We start from the raw sequence: 15452 nt of genomic DNA on the forward strand, positions 1-15452 counted from the left end.
ATATTCAGTTATATAGCTTTTGGCGCAGCTCAGCAGCCTTTCGGGTACGAATTGCTCTCAATTTAAAAGGCTTGGAATACGGCGTGATTCCAGTTCATCTGACTAAACAGGGTGGCGAGCAGATGAGCTCAGAATACGCCAGTAAAAATCCCATGCAGCTCGTACCAACACTAATGGATGGTGCTGCCAATATTCATCAATCCTTAGCCATTATTGAGTACCTTGAAGAAATAACCCCCTCACCTGCTTTGCTACCAAAGACTGCGATTGATCGGGCTTGGGTGCGCTCACTAGCACTCGATATCGCAGCAGAAATTCATCCGCTTGGGAATTTAAGGGTCTTGCGCTATCTATTGAAAACGATGGAAGTGACTATGGAGGCGAAAGAGGCGTGGAGCGCCCACTGGATATCGCTGGGCTTACAGAACCTAGAGAAGCAATTGAGTGCAGATGTAAGAGTGGGTCGCTTTGCTTATGGCGATCAACCGGGTTTAATTGATATTTGTTTAGTGCCACAAATATTTAACGCCCTCAGCGCCAAAATAGATACTGCTACCTACCCAACCCTGATGAAGATCTTTGATCAGTGCATGACCTTGCCTGCTTTTATCGATGCCTCTTGGGAAAAACAAATCGATGCAGAAGGATTAAACCCCGCGGCTCCACCACAAAAATAGGGATAGCGTCACCAAAGAGCCCACTGTAGTTAACAACACGACACGAGAAATCATCCTGCCATCCGCACTGTAATAATGAGCCAACATAAAGGGTCCTGTTCCAGTTGGCAGACCGGCCAGAATGACGACAGCACTGACCCATAGTATTGGTAGCCCTAGAATTGGGCCCGCAATCACCCAAGCCACTAACGGCTGAATAATCAATTTTGCAAAACTCACACCAATTGCTTTTGTCGGGGCAGTCCCTGTTTTTTGATCAAAAATAAGCCGATGGATACTAAAGCGCAGGGTGTGGAGGCAGCTGCTAAAAACGAAATCACTTGGGCTAAAGGCTCATATAGAGTCATATCTGTCGATGACCAGAGTAGGCCTATAAAAGGGCTCACTAGTAAAGGATTAGTGCAAAGCGACTTGGTTACACTCCAAAAGATTGCATGGGGTTTTTTATGCGACAAAATACCAATCTCAATCAAGACCGTAGCAAGCGCAAACATCACGAATACCAGGAACGTAGCAATAATGGCAGGAGCCAGGCCGTCTTGACCCAAGGCTAGGACACACAAAGGGATGCCCATATAGCCCGTGTTTGAGTAAGACGCACTTAAGGCAGCAAAACTGGATGTCGCTAAGTTTTTATGACGAGACCAACTGACGATAAATACAAGCAAAAAAACAATTAAACAGCTGATCAAAAACGCTGCAATAAATCCAGGCTGCCAAAGTGTTTGCCAAGTACTATTCGATGCAAACTGAAATAGTTGTGCGGGTAGTGCCAACCAAATAACAAAGCGGTTAATTTCAAGAGCGGCATTGTCACCGAGCTTCCCAGACTTACCGCAGAGATAGCCCAGAAGAATCAGTGTAAATACCGGAAAAACAATATTAAATACGTAGAACAAGGAGATCTTTCTAGATGAACGTCACGTTATTTTTTTAAGCGTCTTTTGATAACGCTGAGCATTCTGAATATAGTGATCAGCAATGTCGTTGATCCCGGCAATTTGTTCCGGACTTAATTCTTTTACAGCCTTGGCTGGTGAACCCAAAATCATGGAACCATCCGGAAATACTTTTCCCTCAGTGACTAGGGCACCTGCACCTACTAAACAATTTTTACCAATCTTGGCGCCATTCAAAATCACTGCGCCGATACCAATCAAACTACCGTCATCAATCTGGCAACCATGCAGCATAACGTGGTGACCCACTGTCACGCGCTGACCAATCACGAGGGGGAAACCTGGGTCAGCATGCAAGACCGAAGCGTCTTGGATATTGCTACCTTCACCAATCTCAATCCAATCGTTATCACCGCGGATAACCACTTTTGGCCAGACACTGACATGCTTGTGAAGCTTAACCATGCCGATAACTTCTGCGCTCTCGGCAACCCAAGCCCCATCCATCAGCTGAGGGGCATTTCCATCTAGTTCAAATATAGCCATCACCCATTATAAGTAATGGCTATAAAGAGGAAAGTTACCAGTTGGACTCGCGATCTGGTGATGAGGAAATCCGATGAATACTCAGATCTGCCCCGTCATATTCCTCTTCCTGGGTCATACGAAGGCCCATAAACATCTTTAGCAGCCCATAAACCACAATGCCGCCAATTAAGGCAATGGAGACCCCTAGAAGACTGCCGATAAGCTGCCCCAGAAAGCTCACGCCACCCAGGCCACCAAGCGCCTTTAGGCCAAAAATACCTGCTGCTAAACCACCCCACAGACCACATAAACCATGTAATGGCCACACACCCAGAACATCATCGATCTTCCAGCGGTTTTGCACTAGCGTAAACATATAGACAAACAGCGCACCTGCAATCAATCCCACTACCAAGGCCCCCATGGGATGCATTAAATCGGATCCAGCACACACCGCTACTAAACCTGCCAAGGGGCCGTTATAAGTAAACCCTGGGTCGTTACGTCCGACCACCCAAGCAGCCAAAGTACCACCCACCATCGCCATCAAAGAGTTCATAGCGACAAGGCCGCTGATCTTATCAATCGTTTGCGCACTCATCACGTTAAATCCAAACCAACCTACCGCCAGAATCCAAGCACCTAAAGCTAAAAATGGAATGCTTGAAGGGGGATGTGCAGCAACATTGCCATCTTTGGTGTACCGACCACGACGCGCGCCCAATAAGATGATTGCAGGCAATGCAATCCAGCCCCCTACGGCATGTACTACGATTGAGCCAGCAAAGTCATGAAACTCTTCACCCGTAAAGTCCTTGATCCAAGCCTGTACTCCATAGTGCTGGTTCCAAGCAATCCCTTCAAAGAAGGGGTAAATAAAACCTACCAAAATAAACGTTGCCACTAGCTGAGGGTTAAACTTCGCACGCTCAGCGATACCACCGGAAATAATCGCCGGAATAGCGGCAGCAAAAGTGAGTAAGAAGAAGAACTTCACTAGGTCATAGCCATTTTTCTGCGCGAGTAATTCTGCTCCGGAGAAAAAATCAACGCCGTAAGCAATGCTGTAACCGATAAAGAAATACGCAATCGTAGAAACCGCAAAGTCGACTAGAATTTTGACTAAAGCATTGACTTGGTTCTTTTTACGAACAGTGCCCAACTCAAGGAACGCAAAGCCTGCATGCATCGCTAGAACCATGATGGCTCCGAGCAGGATGAAAAGAGCATCACTGCCTGTTTTTAAATTTTCCATCGAAAAACTCCCCTATGTTTTTTGCATCATTATGGGGAATTATTGAGCCCATTTCCCATAAATATGCACTTATTTAGTGCAATATAAGCCTAGAAATATGGTTTATCATCAAAAGGTATACCCCTTAGAGAGAACTTATGAAACAAATTATTCTTTTATTAGCTGTAATTGGCGCATTTTCAGGTGTAGTTCAGGCCCAAGAAAAAATTCAGGTATTGAGCACGCAACAACTGGTTAATGAATGCAAACTACCTGCGAGCCCAGAATCCCGTAGCTTTTGTGTGGGCTACTCTACGGCAATTTATGACACGTATTTAGCAACACGTCACCCCAAATATGCCAAACCTTATATTTGTGTAAAGCAACCTGCGCCATCACGCGATGACGTGATTGGTGATTTTGTGAAATTTGCACAAATGAATCAAGCGGTACTGGACAAACCTGCAGCAGGTGTCTTTTTAGGCTTTCTGGCTTCACGCTTTCCTTGCGCCAGAAAATAATTCAAGCTATACAGACTTAAGGATCAGTTGATATGAAAAAAATAATTGCCATTACCGCAGCAACGTTAGCCATTGCAGGCTGCTCAAATATGAGTAATACCGAACAGCGCACTCTCTCAGGCGCAGGCATTGGTGCAGCTGCTGGTGCAGTAGGTACAGCCATTTTCCATGGCAACCCAATCTGGGGCGCTGTTGGTGGTGCAGCTGTTGGTGCAGCATCTGGTTATGTGTATGACGCCTACAAAAAAGAGCAGGCTTCTGAATACAATTCTGGCTATAACGCTGGGAAAAATAATCAACCCGCTAAAGCACCTAACTAAAGGTCAAAATACCTGACTGAAGTGTTGCTTGTATTGAAATACAAAACCCGACTTGTGATGAGCAAGTCGGGTTTTTATTTACCTACATCAAACAAAAGATTACTTAATCATGAGTCAACTCATGCAAGCAACAACTGATTAATACGCTTTACGTAAGCAGCGGGGTCGTTTAACTGGCCACCTTCAGCCAGTAAGGCTTGATCAAATAGGACTTGAGCCCATTCATCAAACTGCTTGTCGTCTGATTTTAATTTCAGTAAGAGCGGATGCTCCGGATTAATTTCTAAAATCGGTTTTGTATCTGGGGCCTGTTGGCCAGCCGCCTTAAGCATGCGCAATAAATTACCAGAGAGCTCATTTTCATCAGAGACTAAACATGCTGGCGAATCCGTTAAACGGAAAGTCACGCGCACGTCCTTGACGCGATCCGTTAGTGCGAGCTTCATTCGATCGAGTAGATCCTTAAAACTCTTCTCTGTTTCTTCATGCTCTTTCTTTTCTTTTTCATCGCTGAGGTTGCCGAGGTCAAGCCCACCCTTAGCCACAGAAGTCATATGCTTGCCATCGAATTCTGTAAAGAAAGACAGCATCCACTCATCTACACGATCCGACAGCAAAAGAACCTCAACTCCTTTTTTACGGAAGATCTCCAAATGAGGACTATTTTTTGCTGCATTGACTGTGTCGCCAGTCACGTAATAAATCTTGTCCTGGCCTTCTTTCATACGAGCGATATAGTCTGCCAAGGAAACTGTTTGCTCGCCAGACTCTATATGCGTACTTGCAAAACGTAAGAGCTTCAGAATGCGTTCTTGATTACCCTGATCTTCACCGATACCTTCTTTTAAAACTTGCCCAAACTCAGTCCAGAAGCTGCGGTACTTTTCCTTTTTGGCCTCATCTTCACTATTAGCCAATTCTTCGAGCATCGTCAATACGCGTTTAGTAGCGCTTTCACGAATCACTTTGACGTCACGAGACTCTTGCAAAATTTCACGAGAGACATTAAGGGGTAGGTCTACGGAATCAATTACGCCCGTTACAAAACGCAGATACATCGGCATGAGTTGCTCAGCATCATCCATGATGAATACCCGCTTCACATATAGCTTAATACCGCCACGCTTATTGCGATCCCATAAATCAAATGGCGCACGGGCTGGAACATACAAGAGCTGCGTAAATTCGCTACGGCCTTCTACGCGATTTAAGGAGTAACACAAAGGGTTCTCATAATCATGCGATAAATTCTTATAAAACTCAGCAAACTGCTCTTCAGTAATCTCGGATTTAGAGCGCGCCCATAATGCGCTAGATTGGTTAATACTTTCAAGCTCATCTTGAATAACTTGCTCTTTTTTATCCTCATCCCATTCTTCCTTATTCATCTGAATAGGCAATGAAATGTGATCTGAGTACTTACGAATAATAGATTTCAGTTTATAAGTGGCGAGGAAGTCATCTTCACCTTCACGCAAATGCATCGTGATACTGGTTCCACGCTGGGCAAGTTCAATCGCTTCTACTGTAAATTCACCCGAGCCATCTGATTCCCAACGAATGCCATCCTTGGCTGGTAAACCGGCGCGGCGAGTATCCACCGTGATGCGGTCCGCAACAATAAAGGCTGAATAAAAGCCCACGCCAAACTGTCCAATGAGGGCAGCGTCTTTTTGTTGGTCGCCAGAAAGCTTCGTAAAGAATTCTTTTGTGCCAGAGCGGGCAATGGTTCCTAAATTAGCAATCACCTCATCGCGACTCATACCGATACCATTATCAGAAATGGTGATGGTTCGTGCCGCCTTATCAAAACTGACTTTGATTTTGAGATCAGGATCATCCCCATACCATTCGGGATGCTCTATTCCCTCAAAGCGCAGCTTATCCGCTGCATCGGATGCATTGGAGATGAGCTCACGGAGAAAAATTTCCTTATTGGAATATAAGGAATGAATCATCAGTTGTAAGAGTTGCTTTACCTCGGCCTGAAAGCCTAAAGTTTCTTTAGTAGCTACAGTCATACGAATACCCTTTTGCTATGAATTAATCTAACCCTATTTAAGTGGGGGCCATTCCAGTGTTTTCAAGATCAGTGAAGAAATTTATACAGAATGGGGCTTGGACTGCTTCTCAGCCACCGGTAATGCCGCTTTTTTCCAAGCACTAAATCCACCCTCTAATTGACACACTCCTGGAACCCCCATCTTTTGGAGGGTTTGGGTTGCTAAAGCAGAGCGCCATGCTGAGGCGCAATACAGCACCAAACGCTTGCCTTCCCCAAAAATAGGCTTGTAATACGGGCTATCGGGATCTACCCAAAACTCCAACATGCCGCGCGGTGCGTGAAAGGCATCAGGAATCATCCCTTCTCGCTCTAATTCTCTGACATCCCGAATATCCACAAAAACTGTATTTTCGTCACCCAGCATGGCTTCGGCCTGCCCCAAAGGAATAGTTTCAATTTCAGCGACTGCTTGTGCAATCAGCTCTTGGTAACCCAATTTCAGCTTCATACCTTCTCCCAAATCCATTAGTAATGCTATTTTGCGTCAAATGCCCCAGAAATCCCGTAAAATTTGCGCTTCGCCCCCAGCTATAAACCTGAGAACGGCATATGAAAAAGCTCTATATCAAAACCTTTGGCTGCCAAATGAACGAGTATGACTCGGGCAAGATGGCAGACCTTTTACATGCTAACGACGGCATGGAAATCACCCTTACTCCAGAAGATGCAGATGTTGTACTACTCAATACCTGCTCTATTCGTGAAAAAGCAGAGGATAAAGTGTTCTCTGACTTGGGCCGCTTACGTGAGCTTAAAAAAATCAAGCCGGATTTATTAATCGGTGTTGGCGGTTGTGTTGCCAGCCAAGAAGGTCAACAAATTATCAGTCGCGCGCCCTATGTCGACATGGTCTTTGGCCCCCAAACCTTACATCGACTCTCTGATCTGATTGCGCAGCGCCGAGAGACCGGCAGACCTCAGGTAGATATTTCTTTTCCGGAAATTGAAAAGTTTGATCATCTGCCAGCATCACGCCAAACCCGCGGCTCTGCCTTTGTTTCCATCATGGAAGGTTGCTCAAAGTACTGCAGCTACTGCGTTGTTCCTTACACGCGCGGTGAAGAGGTATCACGTCCGTTTGATGATGTACTCACAGAAGTCGCTGGCCTTGCAAACCAAGGGGTACAAGAAATTGTCTTACTGGGTCAAAACGTCAATGCCTATCTTGGCAAGATGGGTGACACAGAAGAGATTGCTGACTTTGCATTACTCATTGAATACATCGCCGAGATACCCGGAGTAGAGCGAATTCGTTTCACTACCAGCCATCCAAAAGAATTTACGCAGCGTTTGATTGATGTTTACTCCAAAGTACCTAAGCTAGTCAGTCATCTCCATCTACCCGTGCAGCACGCATCGGACTCCGTCTTATCGGCAATGAAGCGTGGATATACGGCACTAGAATACAAAAGCATTATTCGCAAGATGCGCGCAGTGCGCCCTGACCTTACTCTGTCGAGTGACTTTATTGTGGGCTTCCCCGGTGAAACCGATGCGGACTTTGCCAAACTATTAGACATGGTGAAGGAGCTCAACTTTGATAATAGCTTTTGCTTTATTTTTAGCCCGCGCCCTGGAACACCCGCAGCCAATTTAAGTGACGATACACCTTACGAGGTCAAACTGAAACGGCTACAAACATTACTTGCCCTCGTGGAATCTCAAGCCAATCTCATTAGTCAGAAAATGCTAGGCAATACTGAAAGCGTCCTAATAGAAGGCTTGGCAAAGGATGGCATCAATCTTCAAGGTCGAGCTGCCAATAACCGCGTCATTCACTTCACCGCACCAGAGTCAGAAATAGAGTCTTTAATCGGGCAAATGGTGGATATTCGTATTACTGAAGTGCTTAATTACACTCTTCGCGGCGAATTGATTCCCGCCTATACCCACTAATATGGCCAGCACCTTAGCAATTGATATTCAATATGCCAGTCCAGCGATTGAAAAAAACATCAAGTCTATTGTCTCGTCTATCACCATCAAAAAATGGGTGAAAGAAACGACGCAGCATAGCGGCTCTTTAACGCTACGCTTTGTGAATCAAGCGGAAGGTAAAAAACTCAATGCTGCTTTTCGTAAGAAAGATGCGGCGACCAATGTGCTAACTTTTCCTTACGAGCTCACCAAAAAAACGGTAGCTGCAGACATCATTTTTTGCTTTCCCGTCATCCAAAAAGAAGCTCGCGAGCAAGGAAAAACTGTCAAAGCCCATTTAGCGCATCTTGTTGTCCATGGTTGCCTTCACGCCCAAGGCTTTGACCACGAGATCGAAAAAGAGGCAAAAAAGATGGAAAACCGAGAAATTGCCCTCCTCAAGCTGCTAGGTTTTACAAACCCCTATTAACCTGATGCCCTTTTTTGAAGCTTCCTTTCGGTTCTTCGCTGTACAGACTTATTTCTGAGATATTCTTCTTATATGCCTGACCCCGAAAAATCCCTTTTAGAACGCTTGGCCGGTTTTTTAACGCCACAACCCACTAGTGCTTCAGAGCGTCGTCAAGAGCTAATAGAAACTCTGAGAGAGGCCCAGACTGAAGGTCTGATTGATGCCGACGCCTTATCGATGATTGAGGGCGTGTTTCAGGTAGGTCAATTGTGCGCACGCGATATCTTGGTGCCCCGTACCCAAATTGACTGGATTGATATCAACCTCCCTTTATCAGACATCATCAAAAATGTCATTACTGCAGCGCACTCACGCTTTCCTGTTTTTGAAGGCACGCGCGATAACGTCATTGGCACTTTGTTGGCAAAAGATTTATTACGTCATGTCACTGAAAAAGATTTTCAAGTGCGAGACTGGTTACGACCTGCCGTCTTTATTCCTGAGTCAAAGCGCTTGAGTGTTTTATTGCGTGACTTTAAAGACAACCGCAACCATTTAGCAATTGTGGTGGATGAATATAGCGGCGTTGCCGGAATCATTACGATTGAAGATGTTCTAGAACAAATTGTGGGTGATATTGAAGATGAACATGATGTTGATGAAGAAGCCGATAACCTCATTACCTTAGATAACGGTGATATTCGGGTTAAAGGGATTACTGAGTTAGATCAATTCAATGAATCTCTCGGTACGACATTTGATGTAGATGGCATTGAAACAATTGCAGGCTTAGTGATTCAGCATCTCGGTCGAGTCCCAAAAATTGGTGAGCGCATCCATCTAGAAAATATTGAATTTGAAATACAACGGGCTGACCCTAGACAGATTCACATCCTGCTCGCGCGCCAAGTTCCCAAAAATCCTGACTGAGTCCCACTTTGATTGATCGGCTGATGCTAAGACTTCCTCGTGGCATCGGCCTATCTGCCTTATTTATTCTGGGGGCGATCCTCGCTGCGCTAGCAGAGTTGCCCTATGGCGGTTGGATACAGATTCCCATACTGAGTGTGGTTTGGTGGCAAATGCATCAATACCAGGCAGCATCTATCAAGGGTCAGTTTTTACTTGGCTTATCTTTTGGATTAGGTTACTTTGTTTTAGGTTTGTGGTGGATCTACATTAGCCTTCATGATGTGGGTGGCATGCATCCGATTGTTTCTGGCCTCGCTGTTTTTTTACTGGCAGCGGGTATGGCTTTATTTTTTTCAAGCGCCTGTCTCTTTATTTATTTACGCCAGCGTAGTCGTCTGACAGGTTTGGTTCTGGCATCGTGCTGGGTAATCGTAGAATACCTACGCAGCGTTGTTCTCACTGGCTTTCCGTGGATGGGTTTTGCCGAAGCGCAGTTCAACGGCCCTTTCGCACCGATTGCGCCATTTTTTGGTGGCCTTGCGTGTACCTTTCTCGTGATTTGGATTTCTTGGGAAATATTTCAACTGAAAAAGACTGCTATTTTTAGCGGTGCATGCATTATTTTGACGGTCAGCATTTCTCAGCTCGCAGGCTTATGGGTTTTTACAAAACCGATCGGTGAGCCGCTAAGCATTCGCTTGATTCAGGGTAATTTTGAACAAAAACTGAAATTTAATACTCAAGCAATTCAAGAGCAATTTATTTTTTACACCAATGCAATACAAGCTCAGCAGGCTGATCTCATCATTACTCCAGAGACTGCCTACCCTTGGCCTCAGAGTAATCTTCCGACTGGCTTATTGACATCACTCCAAAATTTTTCTACCAACACTGCAAGTCACGTATTGCTTGGCTTGATCGGTGAAGTCAACACAGCCTCAGGCATGCAATACGCCAATCGGGCTTTGGGACTTTCTCCTAAGGCACCTGACTACCAATACGATAAATCTCACCTCGTGCCGTTTGGGGAATTTATTCCGCCAGGCTTTCATTGGTTTGTGAATGCCTTCCATGTACCCATGAGTGATTTTGCAAGAGGCAAAATAGAACAAGCCCCATTTAGCATTACGCGCTTGGGACAAGACACGATTTATGCAGCCATCACCATTTGCTATGAAGATGTCTTCGGTGGTGAATTAGCCTCCAGAATCCGCAACAGTAGTCAACCAGTCAATCTTCTCGTCAATATGACTAACCTGGCTTGGTTTGGGCATTCTCAAGCGCCAACACAGCAGTTGAGACTTTCACAATTACGCTCACTGGAAACGGGCTTACCTGCCCTGCGCGCTACCAATACAGGAGTCACTGCAGTATTGGGGCCCGATGGCAAAGTGCAGGCTGATCTAACGCAATTTACTCAGGGCACCTTAAGCTCCACAGTGCAGGCCTACTCAGGCAAAACCCCTTATGTCACCTGGGGAGATGTGCCGATTCTGAGTCTTTCTTGCATACTCCTCATCTTAGGCTGGATTCGTCAAAGACGCATTTAAGAAGGATTTCGTAGTTCGCCATCTAAGCCATGTAAAATCAACGGCTTAGCCAGGTTAATCATGCTTACTTTTCAGCAAATCATTCTTACACTTCAGAATTATTGGGACCAACAAGGTTGCGCCCTTTTGCAACCTATCGACCTCGAGGTCGGAGCGGGTACATCCCATACAGCAACTTTCTTGAGGGCAATTGGGCCTGAGCCATGGAAAGCGGCTTATGTTCAACCCTCGCGTAGACCCAAAGATGGGCGCTATGGAGAAAACCCCAATCGCCTTCAGCACTATTACCAGTTTCAAGTAGTACTCAAGCCGGCACCAGAAAATATCCTAGAACTCTATTTAGGCTCGCTGACTGCATTGGGCTTAGATCTACAAAAAAATGATGTGCGCTTTGTGGAAGACGACTGGGAAAACCCAACCCTAGGGGCCTGGGGTCTGGGCTGGGAAGTTTGGCTTAACGGCATGGAAGTTACGCAGTTCACTTATTTCCAACAAGTGGGTGGCCTTGATTGCAAACCCGTTTTAGGTGAGATCACCTACGGTATTGAGCGCCTTGCGATGTATATCCAAAATTGCTCTAACGTGTACGACCTTGTTTGGGCGGATGGCATTTCTTACGGTGACGTGTATCACCAGAATGAGGTGGAGCAATCCTGTTACAACTTTGAACATTCCAATACCGACTTGCTCTTTGCCAATTTCACCAATTATGAAAATGAAGCGAAGCGCTTGATGGAAGTTCCTTTAGCGCTACCAGCCTATGAGATGGTGCTCAAGGCAGGACATACTTTTAATTTATTAGATGCTCGTGGAGCTATTTCAGTAACAGAGCGTGCCGCCTATATTGGCCGCATTCGTAATCTTTCTCGTGCTGTAGCGCAGGCTTACTTTGAATCCAGAGAGAAGTTGGGATTCCCGATGTGCCACCGCCTCTCTCCAGCGTGAGTATCTCTGGCTCATTATGAATATATCAAACACCTCGGTTCAATCAAATCATCTCTTGATTGAAATCTTTACAGAAGAGCTCCCACCAAAATCATTACGTCGTCTTGGTGAAGCTTTTAGTGATGGTATTGAGGCAAGCCTTAAAGCAGCTGGCCTACTGAGTGAAGAGTCAATCACTACTGGATTTGCAACACCGCGCCGACTGGCAGTCCACATTACTGATGTTCTGAGTCATGCTCCAGACTTTCCCGTACGTGAAAAGCTATTGCCTACCAGTATTGCATTTGATTCAGATGGAAAACCTACGGCACCCTTACTCAAGAAATTAGGCTCTTTAGGTTACGCTGATATTGACCTCTCGACCCTAGAAAAATCAGGTGAAGGTAAAAACGAAGCGCTTTATCTAAATGTAATTGCCAAAGGTGCAATATTAGAGTCGTCTGCTCAACACGCACTAGAACAGACTCTCAATAAATTACCCATCGCTAAAATGATGCACTACCAAGTGCTCCAAAAAAATGGTCAATTAGCTGATGTGCAATTTGCACGCCCAGTACATCGCATTATTGCTCTATATGGTAGTCAAATTCTCAAGTTAAATGCACTTGGTATTGATGCTAGCAACACCACTGAAGGACATCGCTTTTTGGCGTCAGGTGAAGTGCGTGTCGATTCAGCAGAGCAATATGAGTCTCATCTCACTAAGCAAGCTAAGGTACTGCCCAGCTTTAATAAGCGCCATGAGTACGTCAAATCAGCCTTGTTAAAAGCGGCGGGTAATGACTTAGTTCTTATGCCTGATAGCTTGTTAGATGAAGTCACCGCCCTAGTAGAGTGGCCAGCGATTTATGAGTGTCATTTTGACCCAGAGTTCTTAGAAGTCCCGCAAGAATGTTTGGTTTTGACTATGCAGACCAATCAGAAATACTTTGCTTTAACTGATAAGCAAGGTAAGTTACGTCATCGCTTCTTAATTGTGTCCAATATTGTTACCGATACCCCTGAAGCGATTATCTCAGGTAATGAACGGGTTGTGCGTCCACGCTTATCCGATGCGCGCTTCTTCTTTCAACAAGATCAAAAGCGATCCTTAGGATCTCGTGTTGTTGATCTTGGCAAAGTGGTTTATCACAATCAACTAGGCAACCAACTCGACCGAACTCGGCGCGTTCAAGCGATTGCTTCAGGCATTGCTAAAGTTTTATCAGTAGATGAAGCGCTGGCTAGTCGCGCTGCTGAAATTGCTAAAACAGATTTACTCACTGATATGGTTGGCGAGTTTCCAGAACTGCAAGGCATTATGGGGCGCTACTATGCGACTCACGATGGCGAGAATACAGAAGTGGCTGCAGCTTGCAGTGAGCACTACATGCCGCGTTTTGCTGGCGATACCTTGCCACAAACCCAAACTGGCACGATCTTAGCGATTGCTGACAAACTTGAAACGCTCGTTGGCATTTGGGGGGTTGGGCTAGCCCCTACCGGCGATAAGGACCCCTATGCACTGCGTCGCCATGCTTTAGGTATTTGCCGTCTTTTATTAGAGAAAAAGCTTGCACTCAGTTTGCCCGATTTAATTGACTTAGCTCGCAAACAATTTCTACAAAAAGAAGTTCAAGAAAAAGCTAAAGCGGAAGATATTTACGCCTTCATTATTGATCGTCTCCGCGCCTATCTGCGCGATCAATCTGTTGCCGGAAAGCCGTTTACTAGCGAAGAAATTGAGGCAGTACTGAGTCAATCTCCTGCACAACTTAATGATGTGATTGATCGTTTAACTGCATTGCGTCAATTTAATGCCTTAGCAGAAGCAGCTCAACTTGCCGCCGCTAACAAACGTATTAGCAATATTCTGAAAAAGAATCTGACTGCTATTCCAGTGACTTGTTCTAGCAAGCTCTTACAAGTTCCCGCTGAAATTGCCCTGCATGAGGCACTCGAAAAACTCATACCAACACTGACTGCGACTTATGAGCAAGGCCAGTTTGTCGCTTTCTTACAAGCCTTAGTGGCGTTAAGTAGTCCGATTGATCAATTCTTTGCGAATGTGATGGTGATGGATCCCAATCCAGAATTACGTGATAACCGCCTTGCGCTCTTGCAACAACTTCACCAGAAAATGAACCTCATTGCCGATCTCGGCAAATTAGCATGAGCATCAGCTCTTCTAAACTGATCATTCTGGATCGCGATGGTGTGATCAATGAAGACCGTGATGATTATGTAAAGTCGATTCATGAGTGGGTTCCGCTACCTGGGAGCCTTGAAGCCATCGCCCTACTTAATCAAGCTGGCTATCAGATTGCAGTTGCGACCAACCAATCTGGTTTAGCTCGAGGTTATTTCAATATCAATGATCTCCATGCGATGCATAGCAAAATGGATAAATTACTTCAGCCCTTGGGTGGTCATATTGATAGTATTTTCTTCTGCCCCCACAGTGATGCCCATGCATGCGATTGTCGTAAGCCCCTGCCAGGGATGATGAAAGAAATTGCGCTACGTTATAAAAAAAACGATAGCACTACTCCTTTACTAGGCATACCGATCGTGGGCGATTCATTACGCGATCTACAGGCAGGTATTGCACTTGGTGCCAGCCCTCACTTAGTATTAACCGGTAAAGGGCGTAAGACTTTGGAAAATGGTGATCTACCTGAAGGTACGCAAATTCATGCAGATCTCATGGCATTTGCGAACAGTCTTCTACAGGCAGAGGCTTAAATCAAGATGATATTTTTACGCTCTACTCTCTTTACTCTATTCCTACTGATCTTCACTCCTATCTGGTCAATTCTTTGTATCCTCGTCTTTCCTTTTTTAAATCCCGAGAATCGTTACCGCTTTATTGGTTTTTGGAATAAGGTAGTGATCTGGCTCTTGCAGCCCCTCTGCGGTATTCGTTATGAAATCCGTGGCATGGAAAATATGATGGCTGTTTTAGATCAACCTGTAGTTGTTTTAAGTAAACATCAGTCTGCTTATGAAACTATTGCCTACATCGCCTTACTACCTAAGCAGTTGTGCTTTGTCTTTAAGCGCGAGTTGCTGTGGATTCCTTTCTTTGGATGGGCCTTAGCCTTACTAAAAATGATTCACATTAATCGGGCTAGTAAAGAAACAGCTGCACTCTCAGTAGTAAGTCAGGGACGTAAACGCTTAAGCGAGGGTAAATGGATCATGCTATTCCCGGAGGGTACAAGGACCCCTACTGGCTCTCATCAGCCCTATAGCAAGGGGGGCGCAAGGCTTGCGAGTGCTACTGAAGCCTTAGTCATTCCGATTGCTCATAATGCAGGTCGCTGCTGGCCCAAGAATCGTTTTATAAAGCAGCCCGGAACCGTGATTTTTTCCATCGGGCCGGCGATTGCATCTGCAGGAAAAACCGGTGGGCAACTACATCAAGAAGTAGAAAAATGGATTGAAGCAGAAATGCGTGTGATTGATCCTACCGCATACCTATAAGTCCATA

The 15452-nt window shown here is 45.3% G+C and carries 15 protein-coding genes and 1 pseudogene; 11 read left to right on the forward strand and 5 right to left on the reverse strand.

Annotated elements, in window-relative coordinates; all coding sequences use genetic code 11:
- Positions 1–2 precede the first annotated feature (2 nt).
- Positions 3–677, forward strand: coding sequence for a maleylacetoacetate isomerase (maiA, locus tag DCO16_RS10000; protein WP_173943868.1), 675 nt, complete (start codon positions 3–5; stop codon positions 675–677).
- Here maiA and DCO16_RS10005 read toward each other — a convergent pair.
- The 3 genes and pseudogenes from DCO16_RS10005 to DCO16_RS10015 form a co-directional block, all read right to left on the reverse strand.
- Positions 648–1576 (reverse strand): annotated as a pseudogene (locus DCO16_RS10005) (AEC family transporter). The gene maiA and the pseudogene DCO16_RS10005 sit on opposite strands and share 30 nt — an antisense overlap.
- Before the next feature lie 21 nt (positions 1577–1597).
- Positions 1598–2122 carry a gamma carbonic anhydrase family protein gene (locus DCO16_RS10010; RefSeq protein ID WP_173943504.1) on the reverse strand — a complete coding sequence of 175 codons (525 nt, stop codon included), beginning with the start codon at positions 2120–2122 and terminating at the stop codon, positions 1598–1600.
- A gap of 34 nt (positions 2123–2156) precedes the next feature.
- A complete protein-coding gene (locus tag DCO16_RS10015; RefSeq protein ID WP_173943505.1) occupies positions 2157–3359 on the reverse strand; it encodes an ammonium transporter in 1203 nt (400 codons plus the stop codon).
- Positions 3360–3496: 137 nt separating this feature from the next.
- On the opposite strand from DCO16_RS10015, the gene DCO16_RS10020 reads away from it, so the two are divergent.
- Together DCO16_RS10020 and DCO16_RS10025 are read left to right on the forward strand one after the other, a co-directional pair.
- Positions 3497–3859 carry a Rap1a/Tai family immunity protein gene (locus DCO16_RS10020; protein WP_173943506.1) on the forward strand — a complete coding sequence of 121 codons (363 nt, stop codon included), beginning with the start codon at positions 3497–3499 and terminating at the stop codon, positions 3857–3859.
- A gap of 32 nt (positions 3860–3891) precedes the next feature.
- Positions 3892–4179 carry a YMGG-like glycine zipper-containing protein gene (locus DCO16_RS10025; RefSeq protein ID WP_173943507.1) on the forward strand — a complete coding sequence of 96 codons (288 nt, stop codon included), beginning with the start codon at positions 3892–3894 and terminating at the stop codon, positions 4177–4179.
- Between the two features lie 119 nt (positions 4180–4298).
- Here DCO16_RS10025 and htpG read toward each other — a convergent pair whose 3' ends face one another.
- A complete protein-coding gene (gene htpG / locus DCO16_RS10030) occupies positions 4299–6200 on the reverse strand; it encodes a molecular chaperone HtpG (RefSeq protein WP_173943508.1) in 1902 nt (633 codons plus the stop codon).
- An 81-nt stretch (positions 6201–6281) separates the two neighbouring features.
- Positions 6282–6692, reverse strand: coding sequence for a rhodanese-like domain-containing protein (locus tag DCO16_RS10035; protein ID WP_173943509.1), 411 nt, complete (start codon positions 6690–6692; stop codon positions 6282–6284).
- Between the two features lie 101 nt (positions 6693–6793).
- On the opposite strand from DCO16_RS10035, the gene miaB reads away from it, so the two are divergent.
- From miaB to DCO16_RS10075, 8 genes are all read left to right on the forward strand, one after another.
- Entirely contained in the window at positions 6794–8140 is a 1347-nt protein-coding gene (gene miaB, locus DCO16_RS10040; protein ID WP_173943510.1) for a tRNA (N6-isopentenyl adenosine(37)-C2)-methylthiotransferase MiaB, read from the forward strand.
- Position 8141: 1 nt separating this feature from the next.
- Positions 8142–8591 carry an rRNA maturation RNase YbeY gene (gene ybeY, locus DCO16_RS10045; RefSeq protein ID WP_173943511.1) on the forward strand — a complete coding sequence of 150 codons (450 nt, stop codon included), beginning with the start codon at positions 8142–8144 and terminating at the stop codon, positions 8589–8591.
- Positions 8592–8663: 72 nt separating this feature from the next.
- Positions 8664–9503 carry a CorC family transporter gene (locus DCO16_RS10050; protein ID WP_173943512.1) on the forward strand — a complete coding sequence of 280 codons (840 nt, stop codon included), beginning with the start codon at positions 8664–8666 and terminating at the stop codon, positions 9501–9503.
- Positions 9504–9526: 23 nt separating this feature from the next.
- Positions 9527–11035: an apolipoprotein N-acyltransferase gene (lnt, locus tag DCO16_RS10055; RefSeq protein WP_173943513.1), complete on the forward strand. Its 1509-nt coding sequence runs from the start codon at positions 9527–9529 to the stop codon at positions 11033–11035.
- A 60-nt stretch (positions 11036–11095) separates the two neighbouring features.
- On the forward strand, positions 11096–11980 hold the full coding sequence (glyQ, locus tag DCO16_RS10060) for a glycine--tRNA ligase subunit alpha (protein ID WP_173943514.1): 885 nt from the start codon (positions 11096–11098) through the stop codon (positions 11978–11980).
- Between the two features lie 16 nt (positions 11981–11996).
- Entirely contained in the window at positions 11997–14135 is a 2139-nt protein-coding gene (gene glyS, locus DCO16_RS10065) for a glycine--tRNA ligase subunit beta (protein WP_173943515.1), read from the forward strand.
- Positions 14132–14704 (forward strand): D-glycero-beta-D-manno-heptose 1,7-bisphosphate 7-phosphatase, encoded by a 573-nt coding sequence (gene gmhB, locus DCO16_RS10070; RefSeq protein ID WP_173943516.1) that lies wholly within the window; start codon positions 14132–14134, stop codon positions 14702–14704. Before glyS ends, gmhB begins: the two co-directional genes overlap by 4 nt.
- A gap of 6 nt (positions 14705–14710) precedes the next feature.
- Positions 14711–15445 (forward strand): lysophospholipid acyltransferase family protein, encoded by a 735-nt coding sequence (locus DCO16_RS10075; protein WP_173943517.1) that lies wholly within the window; start codon positions 14711–14713, stop codon positions 15443–15445.
- The last annotated feature ends 7 nt before the right edge of the window (positions 15446–15452 follow it).

Origin of the sequence: Polynucleobacter antarcticus, assembly GCF_013307245.1 — a bacterium.
In the GTDB taxonomy this organism is placed as follows: domain Bacteria; phylum Pseudomonadota; class Gammaproteobacteria; order Burkholderiales; family Burkholderiaceae; genus Polynucleobacter; species Polynucleobacter antarcticus.